General features: G+C 58.0%; 20 protein-coding genes and 1 pseudogene. 12 read left to right on the forward strand and 9 right to left on the reverse strand.

What is annotated here, in order from left to right; translation table 11 throughout:
* Positions 1–127: pseudogene (locus TRM7615_RS20115) on the forward strand (amino acid ABC transporter ATP-binding protein); the annotation flags it as partial.
* A 186-nt stretch (positions 128–313) separates the two neighbouring features.
* Here TRM7615_RS20115 and nqrF read toward each other — a convergent pair.
* From nqrF to TRM7615_RS20145, 6 genes are read right to left on the reverse strand one after another with little or no spacing between them, the layout of a single operon-like run.
* Positions 314–1,537: an NADH:ubiquinone reductase (Na(+)-transporting) subunit F gene (gene nqrF, locus TRM7615_RS20120; RefSeq protein ID WP_108791077.1), complete on the reverse strand. Its 1,224-nt coding sequence runs from the start codon at positions 1,535–1,537 to the stop codon at positions 314–316.
* A 14-nt stretch (positions 1,538–1,551) separates the two neighbouring features.
* Positions 1,552–2,160 carry an NADH:ubiquinone reductase (Na(+)-transporting) subunit E gene (gene nqrE / locus TRM7615_RS20125; RefSeq protein WP_108791079.1) on the reverse strand — a complete coding sequence of 203 codons (609 nt, stop codon included), beginning with the start codon at positions 2,158–2,160 and terminating at the stop codon, positions 1,552–1,554.
* Positions 2,160–2,813 (reverse strand): NADH:ubiquinone reductase (Na(+)-transporting) subunit D, encoded by a 654-nt coding sequence (locus tag TRM7615_RS20130; RefSeq protein WP_108791081.1) that lies wholly within the window; start codon positions 2,811–2,813, stop codon positions 2,160–2,162. Before TRM7615_RS20130 ends, nqrE begins: the two co-directional genes overlap by 1 nt.
* The gene (locus tag TRM7615_RS20135; RefSeq protein WP_108791083.1) at positions 2,813–3,631 is read right to left on the reverse strand and encodes a Na(+)-translocating NADH-quinone reductase subunit C; all 819 of its coding nucleotides are present in this window, start codon (positions 3,629–3,631) and stop codon (positions 2,813–2,815) included. The genes TRM7615_RS20130 and TRM7615_RS20135 overlap by 1 nt, the downstream gene beginning before the upstream one ends.
* Positions 3,624–4,823: an NADH:ubiquinone reductase (Na(+)-transporting) subunit B gene (locus TRM7615_RS20140; RefSeq protein WP_108791085.1), complete on the reverse strand. Its 1,200-nt coding sequence runs from the start codon at positions 4,821–4,823 to the stop codon at positions 3,624–3,626. The genes TRM7615_RS20135 and TRM7615_RS20140 overlap by 8 nt, the downstream gene beginning before the upstream one ends.
* Before the next feature lie 3 nt (positions 4,824–4,826).
* Entirely contained in the window at positions 4,827–6,167 is a 1,341-nt protein-coding gene (locus TRM7615_RS20145; RefSeq protein WP_108791087.1) for a Na(+)-translocating NADH-quinone reductase subunit A, read from the reverse strand.
* Positions 6,168–6,364: 197 nt separating this feature from the next.
* Between TRM7615_RS20145 and TRM7615_RS20150 the strand changes: the two genes are divergently transcribed.
* Together TRM7615_RS20150 and nqrM are read left to right on the forward strand one after the other, a co-directional pair.
* Positions 6,365–7,396, forward strand: coding sequence for an FAD:protein FMN transferase (locus TRM7615_RS20150; protein ID WP_306417735.1), 1,032 nt, complete (start codon positions 6,365–6,367; stop codon positions 7,394–7,396).
* Positions 7,397–7,422: 26 nt separating this feature from the next.
* Entirely contained in the window at positions 7,423–7,668 is a 246-nt protein-coding gene (gene nqrM, locus TRM7615_RS20155; protein WP_108791089.1) for a (Na+)-NQR maturation NqrM, read from the forward strand.
* A 3-nt stretch (positions 7,669–7,671) separates the two neighbouring features.
* Here nqrM and TRM7615_RS20160 read toward each other — a convergent pair whose 3' ends face one another.
* Complete coding sequence (locus TRM7615_RS20160; protein WP_108791361.1) at positions 7,672–7,851, reverse strand: hypothetical protein; 180 nt, start codon at positions 7,849–7,851, stop codon at positions 7,672–7,674.
* Between the two features lie 82 nt (positions 7,852–7,933).
* Here TRM7615_RS20160 and TRM7615_RS20165 point away from each other — a divergent pair, with 82 nt between their 5' ends.
* Positions 7,934–8,455: a CBS domain-containing protein gene (locus TRM7615_RS20165; RefSeq protein WP_108791091.1), complete on the forward strand. Its 522-nt coding sequence runs from the start codon at positions 7,934–7,936 to the stop codon at positions 8,453–8,455.
* 34 nt (positions 8,456–8,489) lie between these two features.
* Here the strand turns inward: TRM7615_RS20165 and TRM7615_RS20170 are convergent, their stop codons facing one another.
* Entirely contained in the window at positions 8,490–8,885 is a 396-nt protein-coding gene (locus TRM7615_RS20170) for a metallopeptidase family protein (RefSeq protein WP_108791093.1), read from the reverse strand.
* A gap of 130 nt (positions 8,886–9,015) precedes the next feature.
* On the opposite strand from TRM7615_RS20170, the gene TRM7615_RS20175 reads away from it, so the two are divergent.
* Together TRM7615_RS20175 and TRM7615_RS20180 are read left to right on the forward strand one after the other, a co-directional pair.
* Positions 9,016–9,786: an alpha/beta fold hydrolase gene (locus TRM7615_RS20175; protein WP_108791095.1), complete on the forward strand. Its 771-nt coding sequence runs from the start codon at positions 9,016–9,018 to the stop codon at positions 9,784–9,786.
* Positions 9,787–9,801: 15 nt separating this feature from the next.
* Positions 9,802–10,188: a cupin domain-containing protein gene (locus TRM7615_RS20180; RefSeq protein WP_108791097.1), complete on the forward strand. Its 387-nt coding sequence runs from the start codon at positions 9,802–9,804 to the stop codon at positions 10,186–10,188.
* Here the strand turns inward: TRM7615_RS20180 and TRM7615_RS20185 are convergent.
* A complete protein-coding gene (locus tag TRM7615_RS20185) occupies positions 10,185–11,714 on the reverse strand; it encodes an alkaline phosphatase family protein (RefSeq protein WP_108791363.1) in 1,530 nt (509 codons plus the stop codon). The two genes, TRM7615_RS20180 and TRM7615_RS20185, sit on opposite strands and share 4 nt — an antisense overlap.
* A 163-nt stretch (positions 11,715–11,877) precedes the next feature.
* Here TRM7615_RS20185 and TRM7615_RS20190 point away from each other — a divergent pair, with 163 nt between their 5' ends.
* From TRM7615_RS20190 to TRM7615_RS20215, 6 genes are read left to right on the forward strand one after another with little or no spacing between them, the layout of a single operon-like run.
* Positions 11,878–12,681 carry a DeoR/GlpR family DNA-binding transcription regulator gene (locus tag TRM7615_RS20190; RefSeq protein ID WP_108791099.1) on the forward strand — a complete coding sequence of 268 codons (804 nt, stop codon included), beginning with the start codon at positions 11,878–11,880 and terminating at the stop codon, positions 12,679–12,681.
* A complete protein-coding gene (locus TRM7615_RS20195; protein WP_108791101.1) occupies positions 12,668–13,438 on the forward strand; it encodes an inositol monophosphatase family protein in 771 nt (256 codons plus the stop codon). Before TRM7615_RS20190 ends, TRM7615_RS20195 begins: the two co-directional genes overlap by 14 nt.
* 4 nt (positions 13,439–13,442) lie before the next feature.
* On the forward strand, positions 13,443–15,125 hold the full coding sequence (locus tag TRM7615_RS20200; RefSeq protein WP_108791103.1) for a Na/Pi cotransporter family protein: 1,683 nt from the start codon (positions 13,443–13,445) through the stop codon (positions 15,123–15,125).
* A gap of 6 nt (positions 15,126–15,131) precedes the next feature.
* Complete coding sequence (locus TRM7615_RS20205; protein WP_108791105.1) at positions 15,132–15,971, forward strand: EamA family transporter; 840 nt, start codon at positions 15,132–15,134, stop codon at positions 15,969–15,971.
* Positions 15,972–16,028: 57 nt separating this feature from the next.
* Positions 16,029–16,283 carry a type II toxin-antitoxin system CcdA family antitoxin gene (locus TRM7615_RS20210; protein ID WP_108791107.1) on the forward strand — a complete coding sequence of 85 codons (255 nt, stop codon included), beginning with the start codon at positions 16,029–16,031 and terminating at the stop codon, positions 16,281–16,283.
* Positions 16,271–16,561, forward strand: a complete 291-nt coding sequence (locus TRM7615_RS20215) for a CcdB family protein (RefSeq protein ID WP_108791109.1) — start codon at positions 16,271–16,273, stop codon at positions 16,559–16,561. The genes TRM7615_RS20210 and TRM7615_RS20215 overlap by 13 nt, the downstream gene beginning before the upstream one ends.
* Positions 16,562–16,605: the final 44 nt, after the last annotated feature.

Raw genomic sequence — 16,605 nt, forward strand, 5'->3', positions numbered from 1 at the left:
GGTTGCGAACCGCGTGATCTTTATGGATGCCGGTCAGATCGTGGAACAGAACGAACCCGAAGAGTTCTTCAACAACCCGCAATCGGACCGGACCAAGCTGTTCCTCAGCCAGATCTTGGGCCACTGAGGTAGAGCTCACTTGCCGTTGCTGTGTCTTCTCAATGTAGGAGAGTTTGGCTTCTATTCTCAGGGTTTTGTCGGTGACATTCTTCCGCGGCAAACCCTTCGCTTCAAGCGTACGTGCGCAAAAAAAAGGAGCGCTCCGGCTTTCCGGAGCGCTCCCAATTTCTTGTTTCGGAGTGAAGGTTGAGCCTTAGCCCCCAAAGTCGTCCAGCATGATGTCTTCGCGATCAACACCCAGGTCAAGCAGCATATTGATCACCGATTGGTTCATGATTGGCGGGCCACACATGTAGTATTCGCAATCCTCAGGCGCCGGGTGGTTCTTGAGGTATTCGTCAAACAGAACATTGTGGATGAACCCAGTGTAACCGCCCCAATCATCCTCGGGCAGCGCGTCAGACAGGGCCACGTGCCAGGTGAAGTTCGGGAACTCCTTGGCCAGCTCGTCAAAGTCCTCGACAAAGAACATCTCACGCTTCGAGCGGGCACCGTACCAGAAGGTGATCTTGCGATCCTTGTTCTTCAGGCGCTTGAGCTGGTCAAAGATGTGGCTACGCATGGGAGCCATGCCGGCACCACCACCGATGAACACCATCTCTTTTTCTGTCTCGCGGGCAAAGAACTCGCCAAACGGACCCGAGATCGTAACCTTGTCGCCCGGTTTCAGGTTGAAAATGTACGACGACATCTGACCCGGCGGGATGCCTTGCGAGCCCGGAGGCGGCGAGGCAACACGGACGTTGAGCATGATCATGCCCTTTTCGTTCGGGTAGTTTGCCATCGAATAGGCGCGCTCGATCGGCTCAGACACAACGGATTCATACTGCCACAGATTGAATTTGTCCCAATCCTCGCGGTACTCCTCTTCGACGTCGAATTCGGTGTACTTGAGCTGGTGCTGGGGTGCTTCGATCTGGATGTAGCCACCGGCGCGGAAGTTCACGTCTTCGCCTTCGGGCAGGTCCAGCGTCAGTGCCTTGATGAAGGTTGCGACGTTCTCGTTGGAGCGCACGGTGCACTCCCACTTCTTGACGCCGAACACCTCTTCAGGAACTTCCACTTCCATGTCCTGCTTGACCGCGACCTGACAGGACAGGCGGTCGCCACAGGCGGCTTCACGCTTGGTGATGTGGCTTTCTTCGGTCGGCAGGATCGACCCGCCGCCCGAATGGATTTTCACACGGCATTGCGCACAAGTGCCACCACCGCCACAGGCGGACGGCACGAACAGTTTCTGCTCGGCCAGCGTTTGCAGCAATTTGCCACCCGCCGGAACCGAGATCGTTTTTTCGCCGTTAATGGTGATGTTGACGTTGCCGGTCGACACCAGCCGCGAACGCGCAGCCAGAATGATCGTGACCAACGCCAGAACGATCAGGGTAAAGAGGACGATGCCTAGGCCAAAAGTTTCCATCTATTCAGCCTCCCTTACAGTTTCACGCCAGAGAAGGACATGAAGGCCATCGCCATCAGACCTGCGGTGATGAATGTGATCCCCAGACCCTGCAGACCATCGGGAATGTCCGAGTACTTGAGCTTCTCGCGCACGCCCGCCATCGCGGTGATAGCTAGCGCCCAACCAAAGCCCGAAGACAGGCCGTAAGTCACCGATTCCGAGAAGTCATAGCCGCGTTCCACCATGAACAGCGAACCACCCAGGATGGCGCAGTTCACCGTGATCAGCGGCAGAAAGACGCCAAGCGCGTTGTAGAGCGGCGGGAAGTACTTATCGAGCACCATTTCCAGGATCTGGACCAGGGCCGCGATTACCCCGATGTAGGAGATCAGACCAAGGAAGGTCAGATCCACATCCGGAAAACCCGCCCATGCCAGCGCGCCAGGCGCCAGCAGGTAGTTCAAGATCAGGTTGTTGGCCGGCACGGTGATCGCCTGCACGATCATGACCGAGATGCCCAGACCAATCGCGGTCGAGATCTTTTTCGACACGGCGATAAAGGTACACATACCCAGGAAGAACGAGAGGGCCAGGTTTTCAACAAAGATCGCCTTGACCGCGAGTGAGAGAAGACCTTCCATCAGTGCGCCTCGACCACTTGGATTTTGTATTCACGCTCTTCGACCTGTTCGGGCTTCCAAGCACGGAAGGCCCAGATGATCAAACCGATGATAAAGAACGCCGACGGGGGCAGCAGCAGCAGGCCGTTGGGCACATACCAGCCACCGTTGTTGACAGTTTCCAGGATGGTGACGCCAAACAGACTGCCCGAGCCAAAGAGTTCGCGAACAAAGCCGACCAGCATCAGGATCAAACCATAACCCAGGCCGTTGCCGATACCGTCGATGAAACTGTCAATCGGCGGGTTCTTCATCGCAAACGCTTCGGCGCGGCCCATCACGATACAGTTGGTGATGATCAGGCCCACAAAGACCGAGAGCGTTTTCGAAATCTCAAACGCATAGGCCTTGAGCATCTGGTCCACCAGGATCACGAGCGAAGCGATGATGACCATCTGCACGATGATCCGGATCGAACCTGGGATCTGGTTGCGGATCATCGAGATGAACATCGACGAGAACCCGGTCACCAGGGTCACAGCGACGGTCATCACAAACGCCACCTGCAGCGACGAGGTCACCGCCAGTGCCGAACAAAGGCCCAGAACCTGCAACGTGATCGGGTTGTTGTCGACCAGCGGGTCGATCAGCATTTCTCTGCGTTTTTGCGCCATTACAGGTTCCCCGCTTTAAGGTTGTCCAGGAACGGTTTATACCCGGCTTCCCCCATCCAGAAGTTCACAAGGTTGTGGACACCCACCGTGGTCAGCGTCGCACCCGACAGAGCGTCGATGTGGTAGTCAGCACCGGCCGCCGGAGCCGCCTTGCTCACGCTGATCTGCAGGTCCCCGTTTTCGTCGGCCAGTCGTTTTCCACTCCACAGAGCCTTCCAACGTGGGTTGTCCACCTCGGCGCCCAGACCCGGCGTTTCGCCATGTTCATAGAACTGCAGGCCAAAGATGTCGTTGCCGTTCTCTTCCAGAGCAATAAAGCCATAGAGCGTCGACCACAGGCCATAACCGTGGATCGGCAGGATCACCTTGTCGATATCGCCCGCATCATCGCGCAGCAGATAGACGGTGGCGTATTTGCCCTGACGGGCAATACCGGCCGGATCGTCAGTCAGGGCAACCGACAGCTCAGGATCACTGGCGGCGGCACGATCATCGAAGGTCGCCGCGTCGAATTTGTCTGTGAATGTACCCGTCGCCAGTTCAAGCACCTGCGGCTCAAACGCGGCAAAAGCTTCGACCACGTCTTCGCTTGGGTCATAGATACCTGCGACCTGCAGAATGTTGATCTGCTTGTCCTTCAGCGCGTTGACCTCTTGCAGCGGACGCAGCGCCACGGCGGCGGCCGACACGATCATCGACGCCACAAGACACAAGGTTACAGCAACAAAGACGGTCTTTGGCACGGAATCCGGCGGCAAAGCCAGAAAGCGGCCAATGGGTCCCTTAGCGGGGGTTTGGTTCTGGTTTTCCTCAGGCATTTCGCTTTGCCCTACGTTTGATGTTGGCCTGCACGACGAAGTAGTCGATCAGCGGTGCAAAAACATTTCCGAACAGGATGGCAAGCATCATGCCCTCGGGGAAGGCCGGGTTGATCACACGGATCATCACAACCATGAAACCAATCAGCGCGCCATAGATGTAGCGACCCATGTTGGTGTGCGCGCCCGACACGGGCTCGGTCACCATGAACACCAGGCCAAAGGCGTAGCCACCCAGCACCAGGTGCCAGTACCACGGCATTGCAAACATCGGGTTTGTGTCGGAACCGATCCAGTTCAACAACAATGAGAAGCCGATCATGCCTGCCATACAGCCCACCACCATTCGGTAGTTCGCGATTTTCGTAAAGAGCAGGAAGGCAAGGCCGATCAGACACGCCAGGGTCGAGGTTTCCCCCATCGAGCCCGGGATGAAGCCATAGAAACTGTCCCACCAGCTCATGCCGCGTGCAGCCAATTCCTGGAACCCGTCCGAGGCCGATACGGCCAGTGCGGTCGCCCCCGTGAACCCGTCAACCGGAACCCAGACACTGTCACCTGACAGCTGCGCGGGATAGGCAAAGTACAGGAACGCGCGTCCGGTGAGGGCCGGGTTGAGAAAGTTCTTGCCGGTGCCGCCAAAGACTTCTTTACCGATCACCACTCCAAAGATGATGCCCAGGGCCACCTGCCACAGTGGCGTGGTCGCCGGAACGATCAACGCATAGAGCATCGACGAAACCAGGAAACCTTCGTTCACTTCGTGCCCGCGTACCGTGGCAAAGACCACTTCAAAGATACCACCCGCAACCAGTGTCACGATGTAGATCGGCAGGAAGTAGAGCAGCCCGTGCATCATGTTGGCAAAGGGATTGGCCGGGTTGAACCCGATGCCCAAAGTCTCGATGATCCAAGCACGCCAGCCCGATGCACCAAACTCGGCAATAGCCAGATTGGTCTGATAGCCGGTGTTATAGAGCGCCATCAGGATACAGGGGATTGTCGCGATCACGACGTAGGTCATGATCCGCTTCATATCCACGTAAGACCGCGCATGAGGTGCCGCGGTTGTTACGGTTTTCGGAGTATAGATGAAACTTTCCACCATCTCGTAGATGGGGAAATACTTCTCATACCTGCCACCCTTTACAAAGTGCGGCTCGATCCGATCGAAAAAGCTACGCAAGCCCACGGTTCACCCCTCTTTCTCGATCTTCGTCAGGCAGTCGCGCAGCGCCATGCCGTATTCGTACTTGGCCGGGCAGGCAAAGCCCACAAGACCCAGATCTTCTTCATCCAGTTCCATCGCACCAAGCAGCTGTGCCTGATCGGTGTCCATCACCAGCATCGCACGCAGCAGCTGCGTCGGCAGGTAATCCTGTGGCATCAACTCTTCAAAGGTGCCCAGTGGCACCATAGCGCGGCGACCACCGTTCAGGTTGGTCGTCAGCGGGAACTTGGCCCGCGACAAAGCCGAACCCAGTACGGGCTGAATTGCATATTTGGCAAACATTGGCCGGATCCAACCCATGGGGATCTGCTTGTGATCCTCTTCCATCAGGGTGATCTGGCGGGCATAACGGCCCAGATAGCCGTCTGCCCCCTCCCCTGCTCGACCGCTGAGAACCGAGCCCGAGATCATGCGCACCGGCAGATCCTGCGGCAGATCTCCTTGAGCAACATCGGCCATCGAGGCGCCAGCAACCGTGCGCACAAGGCGCGGGTTGGAACAAACCGGTCCGGCCAGAGCGATGACGCATGAGGCGTCATAAGTGCCGGTCATCAACAGGCGACCAATGACGATCACGTCCTGATAGCCAACGGTCCAGACAACCTTGTCACCCACCGGAGGTTCAAGGAAATGCATATGCGTCCCGGCCAGGCCAGCGGGGTGCGGACCTGCAAAAGCCACAGCCTCAACCCCTTGGGCCTCGCCACCCGGCAAGGACGCGCCGTCAGCCTGACAGAGGTACGTCTTGCCCTCAGACAGCTTGGCAACCGCAGCCAGACCTGTGGCAAATGCCTCAGCCTCGGCATTGATGATCTGTGCGGGGTCGGCCGAAAGCGGCTCGGTATCCAGCGCAGTCACATAAATTGCAGCGGGCCGTGTCTCGGGCGCAGGCACCTTGGAGTAGGGACGCGTGCGGAAGGCGGTCCACAGACCAGCCGCTGACAGGCGCTCGACCAGACCTTCGGTTGTCGACAGATCGCCTACGTTCGAAAAATCGACCGCGTCTGCCCCATCGCCCACTTCGATTTCGACGCTGACCAGCTTGCGGCGCGCACCCCGGTTGATCGCCTTGACCCGACCGGCCACGGGGGACACCACCTGAACGCTCGGCATGTCCTTGCTGATAAGAACCGGAGTGCCGGGTCCAACCAAGTCACCCTCTGCCACCGCGATCCGAGGTTTCCATCCAATGTAGTCGTCGCCAAGAACACCGACTGTCCGAACCTCTGGCCCGTCTTCGATGTTTTGACTTGGGGCACCCGTGATCGGGATGTTTAAGCCCTTGCGTAGCGAGAAGCGCTGCACGGTACTTACCTCTTTGTCAAAGTTTGGCTAGCTTATGCATGGAGTCAGCGACGGGTGAAAGTGTTCATTTGCTACTTTGTGTGTACTTTTTTGGTTGAAGTATCGGCCAATGTCGCACAAAAGCCCGGAGTTGAAACGCACTTCGATGTGTCGGATATACAGTGTCGACCCGTCGATTCCCAAAAGAGGTGTCTCTCGTGCCCGATTTGACCAAGTTTTCGCGCCGTACGTTCATTCTGTCATCGCTGGCCCTGGCGGCTGCGTGTAAGCCTGGCACTGCCGCGCTGGAAATCACCGGCAAGACAATGGGCACCACCTATAACGTCGTCGCCCTGGACGCATCCGGTCAGGTCAAGGACGCCGATCTGCGTGCTGCCATCGACGGCGCGCTGGCCGAAGTGAACCAGCAGATGTCGAACTGGGACCCGCGCTCGGAAATCTCGCGCTTCAACGCACAAACCGGCACCGACACTGTCCCCGTGTCCGACAATCTCGCAAACGTGATGCAGGCCGCCGAGGCCGTGAACATCGCCAGCGAAGGCCGTTTCGACACCACCATGGGCCCGCTGATCGAGCTTTGGGGTTTTGGCGCCAAAGGCTCCGCACCGGTTCCGGGTGATGCAGACATTCGCGCCACTCAAGCGCGTTCCGGCCACGGCAACACGCTGAAAGTTGGCGGTTCGACCCTGCAAAAAACCCAAGGCGACGCACAAGTTTACCTGGCCGCGATCGGCAAGGGTTACGGCGCTGACCACGTGGGCCGTGCCATCGAAGCCCTTGGTATCAAAGATTATATGGTCGAGATTGGCGGCGACCTCTACGCCTCGGGCAAGAACGCAAGCGACCTGCCCTGGCAGATCGGTATCGAAAAGCCCGCAGCCCTGTCGGGCGGCGTGATGGACGTTGTTGGCATCTCGGGTCTGGGCATGGCCTCCTCGGGTGACTACCGCAACTATTTCGAGAAAGATGGTCAGCGTTATTCGCACATCATCGACCCCGCAACGGGCCGTCCGATCACGCACAAGACCGCCTCGGCGACCGTGCTGGCCGAGAACTCGATGCTTGCGGACGCATGGGCCACAGCTATGTTGATCCTGGGTCGTGAACGCGGCCTGGAAATCGCCGAAGCTCAAAACCTGGCCGTCCTGTTCATCGAACGCGACGCCGAGGCGTCCGAACTGCGGTTCAACACCAAGGCAAGCTCGCGGTTCCAAGCACTGACCGCGTAATAGCCGAAGACAAAGGAACGTAGCACATGGCCACGTTTGCCCTGACCTTTGGTATTTTGATGGTGATCATGCTGGGGATGGCCCTTGGTGTGATCCTGATGGGGCGCACGATCAAGGGCAGCTGCGGCGGCTTGAACGCCATCGGCGATTCCGACCAATGTCTTGTATGTTCGAAAGAAATCGACCCCAACAGCCCCCTGCGTGAACGTCTTCAATGCCCCCGCGCCAAGAAGATGCTGGAACGCGCTCAGATCGACAGCGAAGTGGTCTGAGCTTCAAACCGTCAGCGGCTTGAACCCCAAAAGCAGCAACCCGGCTGCGGCCAACAGGCCGTAAACCCACAGCTGCCATTTTGGCCCTTCATTCTTCCACACCCGCCGGTATTGGTATCCTGACAGACATGCCAGGACAAAAATCACCGTTGCGATCGCTGGAGTTAGGGTGAAATCGGTCACGTTTTTTTCCCGCATCAAGAATTTCTTGGGTTATGCTGATTCATGAGGAGAACAGCAACACCCGAGGGAGGACAGCTATTCCATGCCAACATCGTACCAGGCCCCTATGCGCAAAGATCAGGCAAAATCACGCACGCACAGCCAGGATCAAAGCACCAACCTTCAGCCCGAATCGGCCACGGTTGGCACGGTTCTAGGCCAGAAGGGCGGCGAGGTGTTCACCATTGCACCGGGGGAAACACTGGGTCACGCGGTCGAGATTCTGCGCGATCGGCGGATCGGCGCCTTGATGGTGGCCGACGAATCGGGCGCGCTGTGCGGCATCCTGTCGGAACGCGATATCGTGCGAAAGTTGGCGGACACGCCTGGCCAGACCCTGCCCAAACTGGTGTCCGAGGTGATGACCAGCACCGTTGAAACCTGTGCGCCGGATGATGCGCTGGTGTCGGTGCTCAAACGCATGACCGAAGGGCGCTTTCGCCACATGCCGGTTGTGGACACGGACAAGCTGGTCGGCATGATCACCATCGGCGATGTGGTGAATTTCCGCCTGAACGAGCTGGAATACGAAGCACTTCAGATGAAACAGCTGATCGTCGGTTGAACCCTTGATCGGGGTCTGTTAGGGCCCCGACCCGTCACAACCACCACTGGTCGATGGCTGCAATGTCGTCGTCGCTCCATCCAAAATGATGCGCAAATTCGTGCACCACGACATGCGCGATCAGATCGTCCAATTCGACCCCGTCCCGCACGCGCCATTCGTCAAGAATCGGCTCGCGGAAAATCCAGACAAAATCCGGTGGTGGCGCCATATCGAGCACTGATTTTTGGGTCATCGGAATGCCCTCATACAATCCTGTCAATTCGACGGGAGAGTGCAAATCCAGTTCCTCAACCATGTCCGCTGGGGGCCATTCGACGACACGCAGAACAACGTTACTGGCACCCTCACGAAAGGCGGGCGGAAAGCCGGACACCGTTTCCTGTGCGACCCGTTCAAAATGGGCCAAATCCGGGGGATTGTGGATCATGGTTGTGTGCTCTCCCGTCTGTCTGAGTTCAGATATATCGTAATGACCTCAAGCAATTAACCAAGCCTTCCCTTGTCTTTCGCGATATCACCTGCTGTAACTCAACAAACAAACCAAAGTGCCTTGCAGTATGCCGACAATCAATTTCCATGGCGAAGACATTGAATATCTGGACCAGGGTCAAGGTCCAGCTTTGGTGTTGATTCCTGGGCTTGGCGGTCAGCTTGCATTTTGGCGGGGAATTGCGCCGAAACTGTCGGCCTCTTTTCGCGTGTTGTCGCTGGATCATCCCATGACCGCCACGGGACGCAACGCCATTCAGAGCATGGCTGATCTGGTCTTGATGCTGCTGGATCACGTGAACATCCCAAGTTGCAGCATTGTGGGGCAATCCATGGGTGGACCGGTTGTTCAGCAGTTGGCGTTGTCGCACCCCAACCGGATCGATCGTATCGTCTTTGGGTCAACCTGGGCCGGACCAGACGACTATTTCCGTCGCGCCTTTGGCCTGCGACTCGAGATTTTGAGTAACCTCGGGATTGAGGGCTATGCCAAGGCACAAATCCTGTCGACGTTCTCGGCCGAAGACATCGCCGACAACCCCGAACGCGCCAGAGAATGGGAGGAGCGCACCATCTCCTCCTCCGATCCTGCCGTGCTGGCGCATCGTATGCGCGCCATACTGACCCACGACGCCAAGAACCAAATCCCCGACATCAACCACCCTTGTCTGGTGATCTCCGTCGAAGGCGATCAGGTTGTCCCCCCGCACATGTCCCGCCGCTTGGCCGAACTGCTCCCCAACTCGGAGCTGAAAGAACTGTCGGGTGGTGGACATTTCAAGGCGATGCTGGACCCACTGGGTTATCTGGCCGCCTTAGAGCCCTTTTTGAAATCCTGAGACCGGAGCCTGTCCATGCCCCATCTGTCACATGACGCCCAATCATTGGAAACTTGGCGCCCCGGCGTCGAAACGCGCATGCGGGTTTCTGCCCTGACCGGCTCGCACACCTTGTGCATTTTCGAGCAGTATTGCGACCCCGGCCTGGGAGCCCCACTACATCAACATGCCGTCGAAGAGGTGCTTGAGGTCATTTCAGGCACGGCAGAAATCTGGCTCAACGACGAGATTATCCAGGCCAGCGCCAACATGTCGGTTCTGATTCCGGCCGGAAACATGCATGGATTCCGCAACACTGGGCAGGATACGCTGCACGTCCGGGCCACCTTGGCCAGCCCGGTGTTCGAGGCTTCTTATGCCGACGACCGCGAACAATCGCGCCGCTGGTCACCTGCGGGTTAGCGGCGTCCTGACTTTGGACCATCGGGCGTGATCATTGTCATCGACAACGTGTGATCGGCATTGCGCATCCGGTGCCGCAGCATGGTGCGGGTCAAACGGGCAAGGTCCGCCTGATAGTCTGGATGCTCTGCGACATTTTCAAACTCGCCCTTTCCTTGATGATCAAACAGCACCGGGGGCAGGTCGGCAGCAAATTCCACCAGCGTGAACCGCGTGCCCCGCAAGACAGCAAGGCTGGCGTTACTGGGACCAACACCAAGCGCCTTTTCCCAATGCGTCGGGGCGACGGGGTCGGCGACGTCCAACTCGGAATAGGTGTAGCTTCGCCAGCCGCCCGGCACGTCGCCCGCAAGCATCGGCAGCAATGAGCGACCGTCCATCGCGTTCGGAACCTCTTGGCCAACCCAGTCCAGAATGGTGGGCGTGATGTCGATGGATTCGGTGGGCTCCGTCACCTCGGCCCCGGCGCGGGATGCATTTCCCGGCTGACGGATGATCAGCGGCACATGGTACGAAGCATCGTAGAAGCTCGACTTGCCCCAGCAATGCCGGTCACCCAACATCTCGCCGTGATCAGCGGTCACGATCAGCAGCGTGTCGTCATACTGTCCGCTTTGCTTGAGAAATTCGATGACACGCCCGATGTGCGCATCCACTTCGGTGGCCAGCCCCAAATAGATCGCGCGCAGCGTTTGAATGGTCTCGTCCGTCGCCTCAAGCTCGGGGAAACCCTGCACAAATGTGGCTGGTGACGCATTGGCCATGGATGGGGTACAGAACGGATGCACTCCCGCCTCGTCGTCCGGTGTCTCAAGTCGCGATGGCAACGGCAAAGACGCGGGATCATACATCCGGTTATAGGGCGCAGGCGCAACCAACGGCGGATGCGGGCGGATATAAGTCAGATGCGCGAACCAGCTGTGATCGTCATAGCCCGGCATCGTGGCCAAAAAGCGATCCGTCAGAAAAGCGGTGTCGCTGTCCTCGGCCTGATAAAGCGCCGGATCGTCAATTCGGGAGGCCTCATCGGTGGGTGACACCGGCTTGTACACATCCTCGTACCGATCGAACTGATAACCCTTGTTTTTTAGATGAGACCGCCAAGGGTAAGACATTTCCAGACGCATCTCGACCATCTCTTGGAACCCGGCCATCTGGTATTCATATGTGTGCACTGCCGGGTCGTTGGGATGGTAGGCGCGCGGGTCTTGCGAGGTGTCGGTATAGCCAAACAGCATTGGCACATACCCGGCCTTGCGCATCTCAGAGGCGATGGTGGGCGTATCGTGACGCAGCGGTGTGCCATTGCGGATCGAGCGATGGTTCATCGCATACTGTCCGGTCAGCAGCGACGCCCGTGACGGCCCGCAGGGGTTCACAACCGAGTAGTGCTTCCGAAAGGTAACGGCCTCGTTCATCAAACCGCGCAGATTCGGCAGATCGACATACTGAGCCAAAGGACCAAACACACAGTCTGCGCGTAGCTGGTCAATGACAATGAATAGGACATTCTTTCGGTTCTGCATCTCGATCTCGTGCGTCATACCAGAGTTGCCTCACATAACCGCCTAATCCGGCCCATGGAAAGAGGGGGAATTCGCGAGAATGCAAGATTCACAGCAATTTCATGATGCCATTTGACCATATCACTTGAAAAAGCGTGGGTTTTTGTGGATTATTGTGGGCGCCATGACAAAAACACAAACCCATTCCCACCGCGAGCTTGAGCTGTTAGAGGCCTTGCGCCAACTTGGCGGTTCGGCCCGTAGCGCCGAACTGGCCCGCGTGCTGGATGTATCCGAAGAGACCGTTCGCCGCACGATCAAGGCTCTGGCCAAGGCAGACGCATTGGAACGTGTGCATGGCGGAGCTTATTTGCCGGACACACAGGCCGGGCTCAGCTTTTTTAGTCGGATGACGCAATATCCCGACGAAAAGCGAGCAATTGCCAGATGCGCAGCGAGGCACATCGACGACGGGATGACCCTGTTTCTGGATGTGGGATCAACCACCGCCTTTGTCAGCGAAGAACTGCGGGCGCGCCACAATCTGACCGTGGTGACGAACTCTATCGGGGTGGCGCAGACGCTCGTCAATCACAACAACAATCGGGTGCATTTCCTGGGCGGCGAGATGCAGGGCAACGAGCGCGGAACCTTTGGCTTTGTCACCGAAAACCAGATCCGGCGCTTTGTTTTCGACATGGCTGTCCTTAGCGCGGACGCCCTGTCGCCCAAGCAGGGCGTGCTGTTCACCAATGCGATCGAAGCAAACCTGGCAATAGTCGCCTCTGAGAGCGCCGATCAGGTGGCCTTTGCGATCGATCATCACAAATTTGACGGAACCGCCCCCCATTGCGGACCTGACATGCGCCAGGTCGACATGGTGTTCACCGACGCCGCACCCAACAAGCGGCTACGAGCGGCGTTCAAGGAATGGGGCGTGGCGGTACATGTCGCGGGACAAACGGAAGACACAAATGACGATGAATGAGTGCGTAGAGCACGCCCAGACAGTGGCCGAATTGGCCTGCGAATCCGCGCGCGGATTCTTCCGCGGCAAGCTAGGGGTTGAATTCAAGGCCGACAGCAGCCCCGTAACCCAAGCCGATAAGGGGATCGAGGCCGAGGTGCGCGCTTATCTGAGCGAACATTTTCCCGATCATGGGATTTTTGGCGAAGAACATGGGGCCAACGGCGTCGACAAGGACAACCTGTGGATCGTCGATCCCATCGACGGCACCCGCTCGTTTCTGTCAGGCAATCCACTCTTTGGCTTTCTGCTGGCCCATCTTCAGCACGGAACGCCGCAGATCGGTGTCGTCGGCATGCCCGTGTTGGGAGAGATCTTTGTCGGCGTCAAAGACAAAGGCGCCAAGATGAACGGTGAAGCCATCCAAGCCTCGGACGTGCAAGACCTGAATCGCGCGATCCTCTATGTAAACGAAGGTGACAAGATTTACCGCGACCACCCGAATGTCTTTGCGCGATTGATGCAATCGGGGCAAACGCGACGCATGTCCTATGACTGCTACCCCCACGCGCTGTTGGCCGCGGGGCATGTGGACGCGGTCGTGGATTATGATCTGCAACCTTACGACTACCTGCCCGTATCGGCCCTGGTCGAGGCGGCGGGTGGCCTCATGACAGATTGGCAAGGCAACGCATTGTCTCTGGGCTCGGACGGCCGCGTGATTTCCGCCGCCACGCCTCAGCTGCATGCCGAGTTGCTTGATCTGGTGAACGGATAGGCACATGGCGATCGTCAGTTTTCTCATAAGCCTTGCCGGAGCAACCATGTTGCTGCTTTTTGCTGTGCGCATGGTCCGTACCGGCATCGAACGCAGCTATGGCGCGTCGTTTCAGCGGGTGATGACCCGACAAAACTCAATGATCCAAGCCAGTATTGTGGGCCTCACGATGGCCTTGGTGCTACAAAGCTCGGCCGCAGTTGCGCTGCTCACGTCAGGCTTTGCGGCCAGCGGGTTGTTGAGCTTCGGATCGGGCCTTGCGATTGTTTTGGGCGGCGATCTGGGATCGGCACTCATCATTCAGATCCTGTCGTTCAAACTGGATTGGCTGGTGCCCCTGCTGCTTGCCATCGGTGGCTGGCTGTTCGTCAAAACCGAGCAGAAGAAACTGCGCCAGATGGGCCGCATCCTGATGGGGATCGCCTTCATTCTCATTTCGCTCAGGTTCCTGCGCGAGGCGATGGACCCGATCCGCGACAGCGCCTTTTTGCCCGCCATCGCTGACTATCTGGCCCGCGACTATATCACCGCCTTCCTTGTGGGCGCAGCACTTGCCTTTGTCATGCACAGCTCGGTTGCGGCGATCCTGATGTGTGTGACGTTGGTGCAAATTGGCGCCATCCCCTTTACCGCAGGCTTGTCGCTGGTGCTGGGGGCGAACCTGGGCAGCGCGTTCATTCCGGTGTGGTTGACGCGTGGCATGGACACCGCGGCCAGGCGCATCCCCTTTGCAAATCTCGGCTTGCGCGGGGCTTGGGCCGTGATCAGCCTATTTGCCATCAACCTCGCACTTCCTGCCGACCTGCTTGGGGCGGGTCATGGCGGACAAATGCTGGTCAACGCGCATCTGGCCTTTAACGCATCGCTTCTGGTGTTGGCGCTGCCTTTCTGCCGGATGCTGCAAGGACCGATGGAGCAGTTGATGCCGGACACTTCAGCTGAGCGCGATAGCGAACCAGTCGCAAAACCATCAAGCGCACTGGACCCTGGCAACGTGGGTTCATCTGCACAGGCGATCTCGAGCCTCAAGCGCGAACTGCTGCGCATGGCCGATCTGGTCGAGGCGATGTTTCGTCCCACCCTGCGCCTGTATAAATCCGGTGAAAAGGACCAAATCCGCGCGGTTCAAGCGGTCGACGCCGAGGTCAACGAGTGCCTATCCGGCATCCGCGCCTTTGTTGCCGCTTTGCCCGCAGACACCATGAGCAACCAAGATGCAGGCATCGCACGCGATATGCTGGAATACGCCGTTCGCCTCGAGACCGCGGGCGATGTGGTTGCCAAGCGCCTGACCGTATTGGCTGGTGATCTGCGCAAGACAGGCAAACAGTTCTCGAAAGAGGGGTGGAGCGAGCTGCAGCAGATGCACGAGACCATTCTGGTGAACATGCAATTGGCGTCGAACGTCCTGATATCGGACGATCTGGAAAGCGCGCGTTTGTTGAATGCTGAAAAGACCGAGGTAAAACGTGCTGAGCGAAACAGCCGCAAGCGGCACTTTCGACGGTTGCAGATCGGCAAGGTGCAGAGCTTCGAGACAAGCGATATCCACCTGGAGACCCTGCGCGCATTTCGCGATTTCAACAGCCATATCGCCGCCGTTGCGACCCCAATCCTGTATCAAAGCGGGCAATTGCTGGAAACGCGCCTGATCGAAGACATGCCCAATTCTGTCACCGAGAGCTGATCGCCGATGTCCGCCTCTGTCGTTGTTATCATCCTGTCTGCCGCGTTGCTGCATGCCATCTGGAATGCGATCGTGAAAACGGCTGCAGACCGCACGACCACGCTGGGTCTAGTGGCTTTTGGTCATGTGCTGGTGGGTGGGGTGATGGTCATTTTCCTGCCCCTCCCAACCACTGAAAGCTTTGTTTACATCTTGCTCTCGACCGTGGTGCATTTCGGCTATTACTACATGCTGGCACGCGCCTATCAGCATGGGGATCTCAGCGTCGTCTATCCCATCGCGCGCGGTATCGTCCCTGCCCTGGTCTCTCTGTGGGCTATGATCCTGGTGGGCGAGGTCCTGCCTTTGCAAGCTTGGGTCGGCATCGCGGTGATCGCCCTTGGCATTCAGCTCAGCAGTTGGCGGGCATTGCGATCGGGCGTCGGCCGCGCGGCCCTTGGGTTTGCAGTTGGCACCGGGTTCTGCATCTCGATCTATTCCGTGGTAGACGGGATCGGCGTCCGGCTGTCCGGAAATACACTGTCCTATTGGGCCTGGGGCGCGTTTTTGCACATCTTCATCGCGGGCTTTGTCGGCTTCCGCAAACGATCCACTCTGGCTGCCCTGCCCCCACGGGTGTGGGCGCTTGGCCTTGCCGGGGGATTGGTGTCGATGACCGCTTATGGACTTGTGCTCTACGCCAAGAACTTTGCCCATTTGGGCGCAGTATCCGCCTTGCGTGAAACCTCTGTCATCTTCGCCGCTCTCATCGGGTTTCTCCTGCTCGGCGAAGGCAATTGGAAACGCCGTCTGGGCGCGGCCGTGCTGATGGCGGTTGGTGTGGCTTTGATCGGGATGAGTGGGTAATCTTGATCCGTACGGCCTTGCGGTATATCTTTACGGTATATCATAGGAGACGCCCAGATGGGAGCCATCGCAAAGCGTAAAACCTCTCTGACTCTGGACGCAGAGGCCTTGGATCACGCCAAGGAACTGGGAATCAACGTTTCCGCCGTTGCTGAGACGGCGCTTCAACAGGCGGTTTCCGAAGCCCGGCAGAAACAATGGCTGGAGGATAACGCGGATGCTTTTCAGGCCCAATCCGAATGGCATGAAGCAAACGGCCACCCGTTGGCTGACATCATGACCTCTCCGGCAGGCGCCACGTGGAAACGCTGACACGCCATGACGTGGCCGAATATGGTGGCGTATTCATGGTTGTGGTCGAAAGCGACCTCTTGCCGCCTGACCCTTCGGTAGTTGTGATCCCGCTTTTGTCGAACTACCCGGCCGTCCGATACCTGAACCCAGAAATACAGCATGCTGAGACGTCTCTGATCCTGGCAACACGTCTGATCACCGCTGTCCGGCGATCCAGCCTGCGCCATGTCGGAAACGTGTCGGATCAAGCCGACCGCATCACGCGTGCGGTCGATGTGCTGATGGCTGGGGTTTGAGCAAAAAATGGGCGCCCGTCCATGGGGAAACGGGCGCCAACTGA

The sequence above is a fragment of the Falsiruegeria mediterranea M17 genome (genome assembly GCF_900302455.1).
Classification (GTDB): domain Bacteria; phylum Pseudomonadota; class Alphaproteobacteria; order Rhodobacterales; family Rhodobacteraceae; genus Falsiruegeria; species Falsiruegeria mediterranea.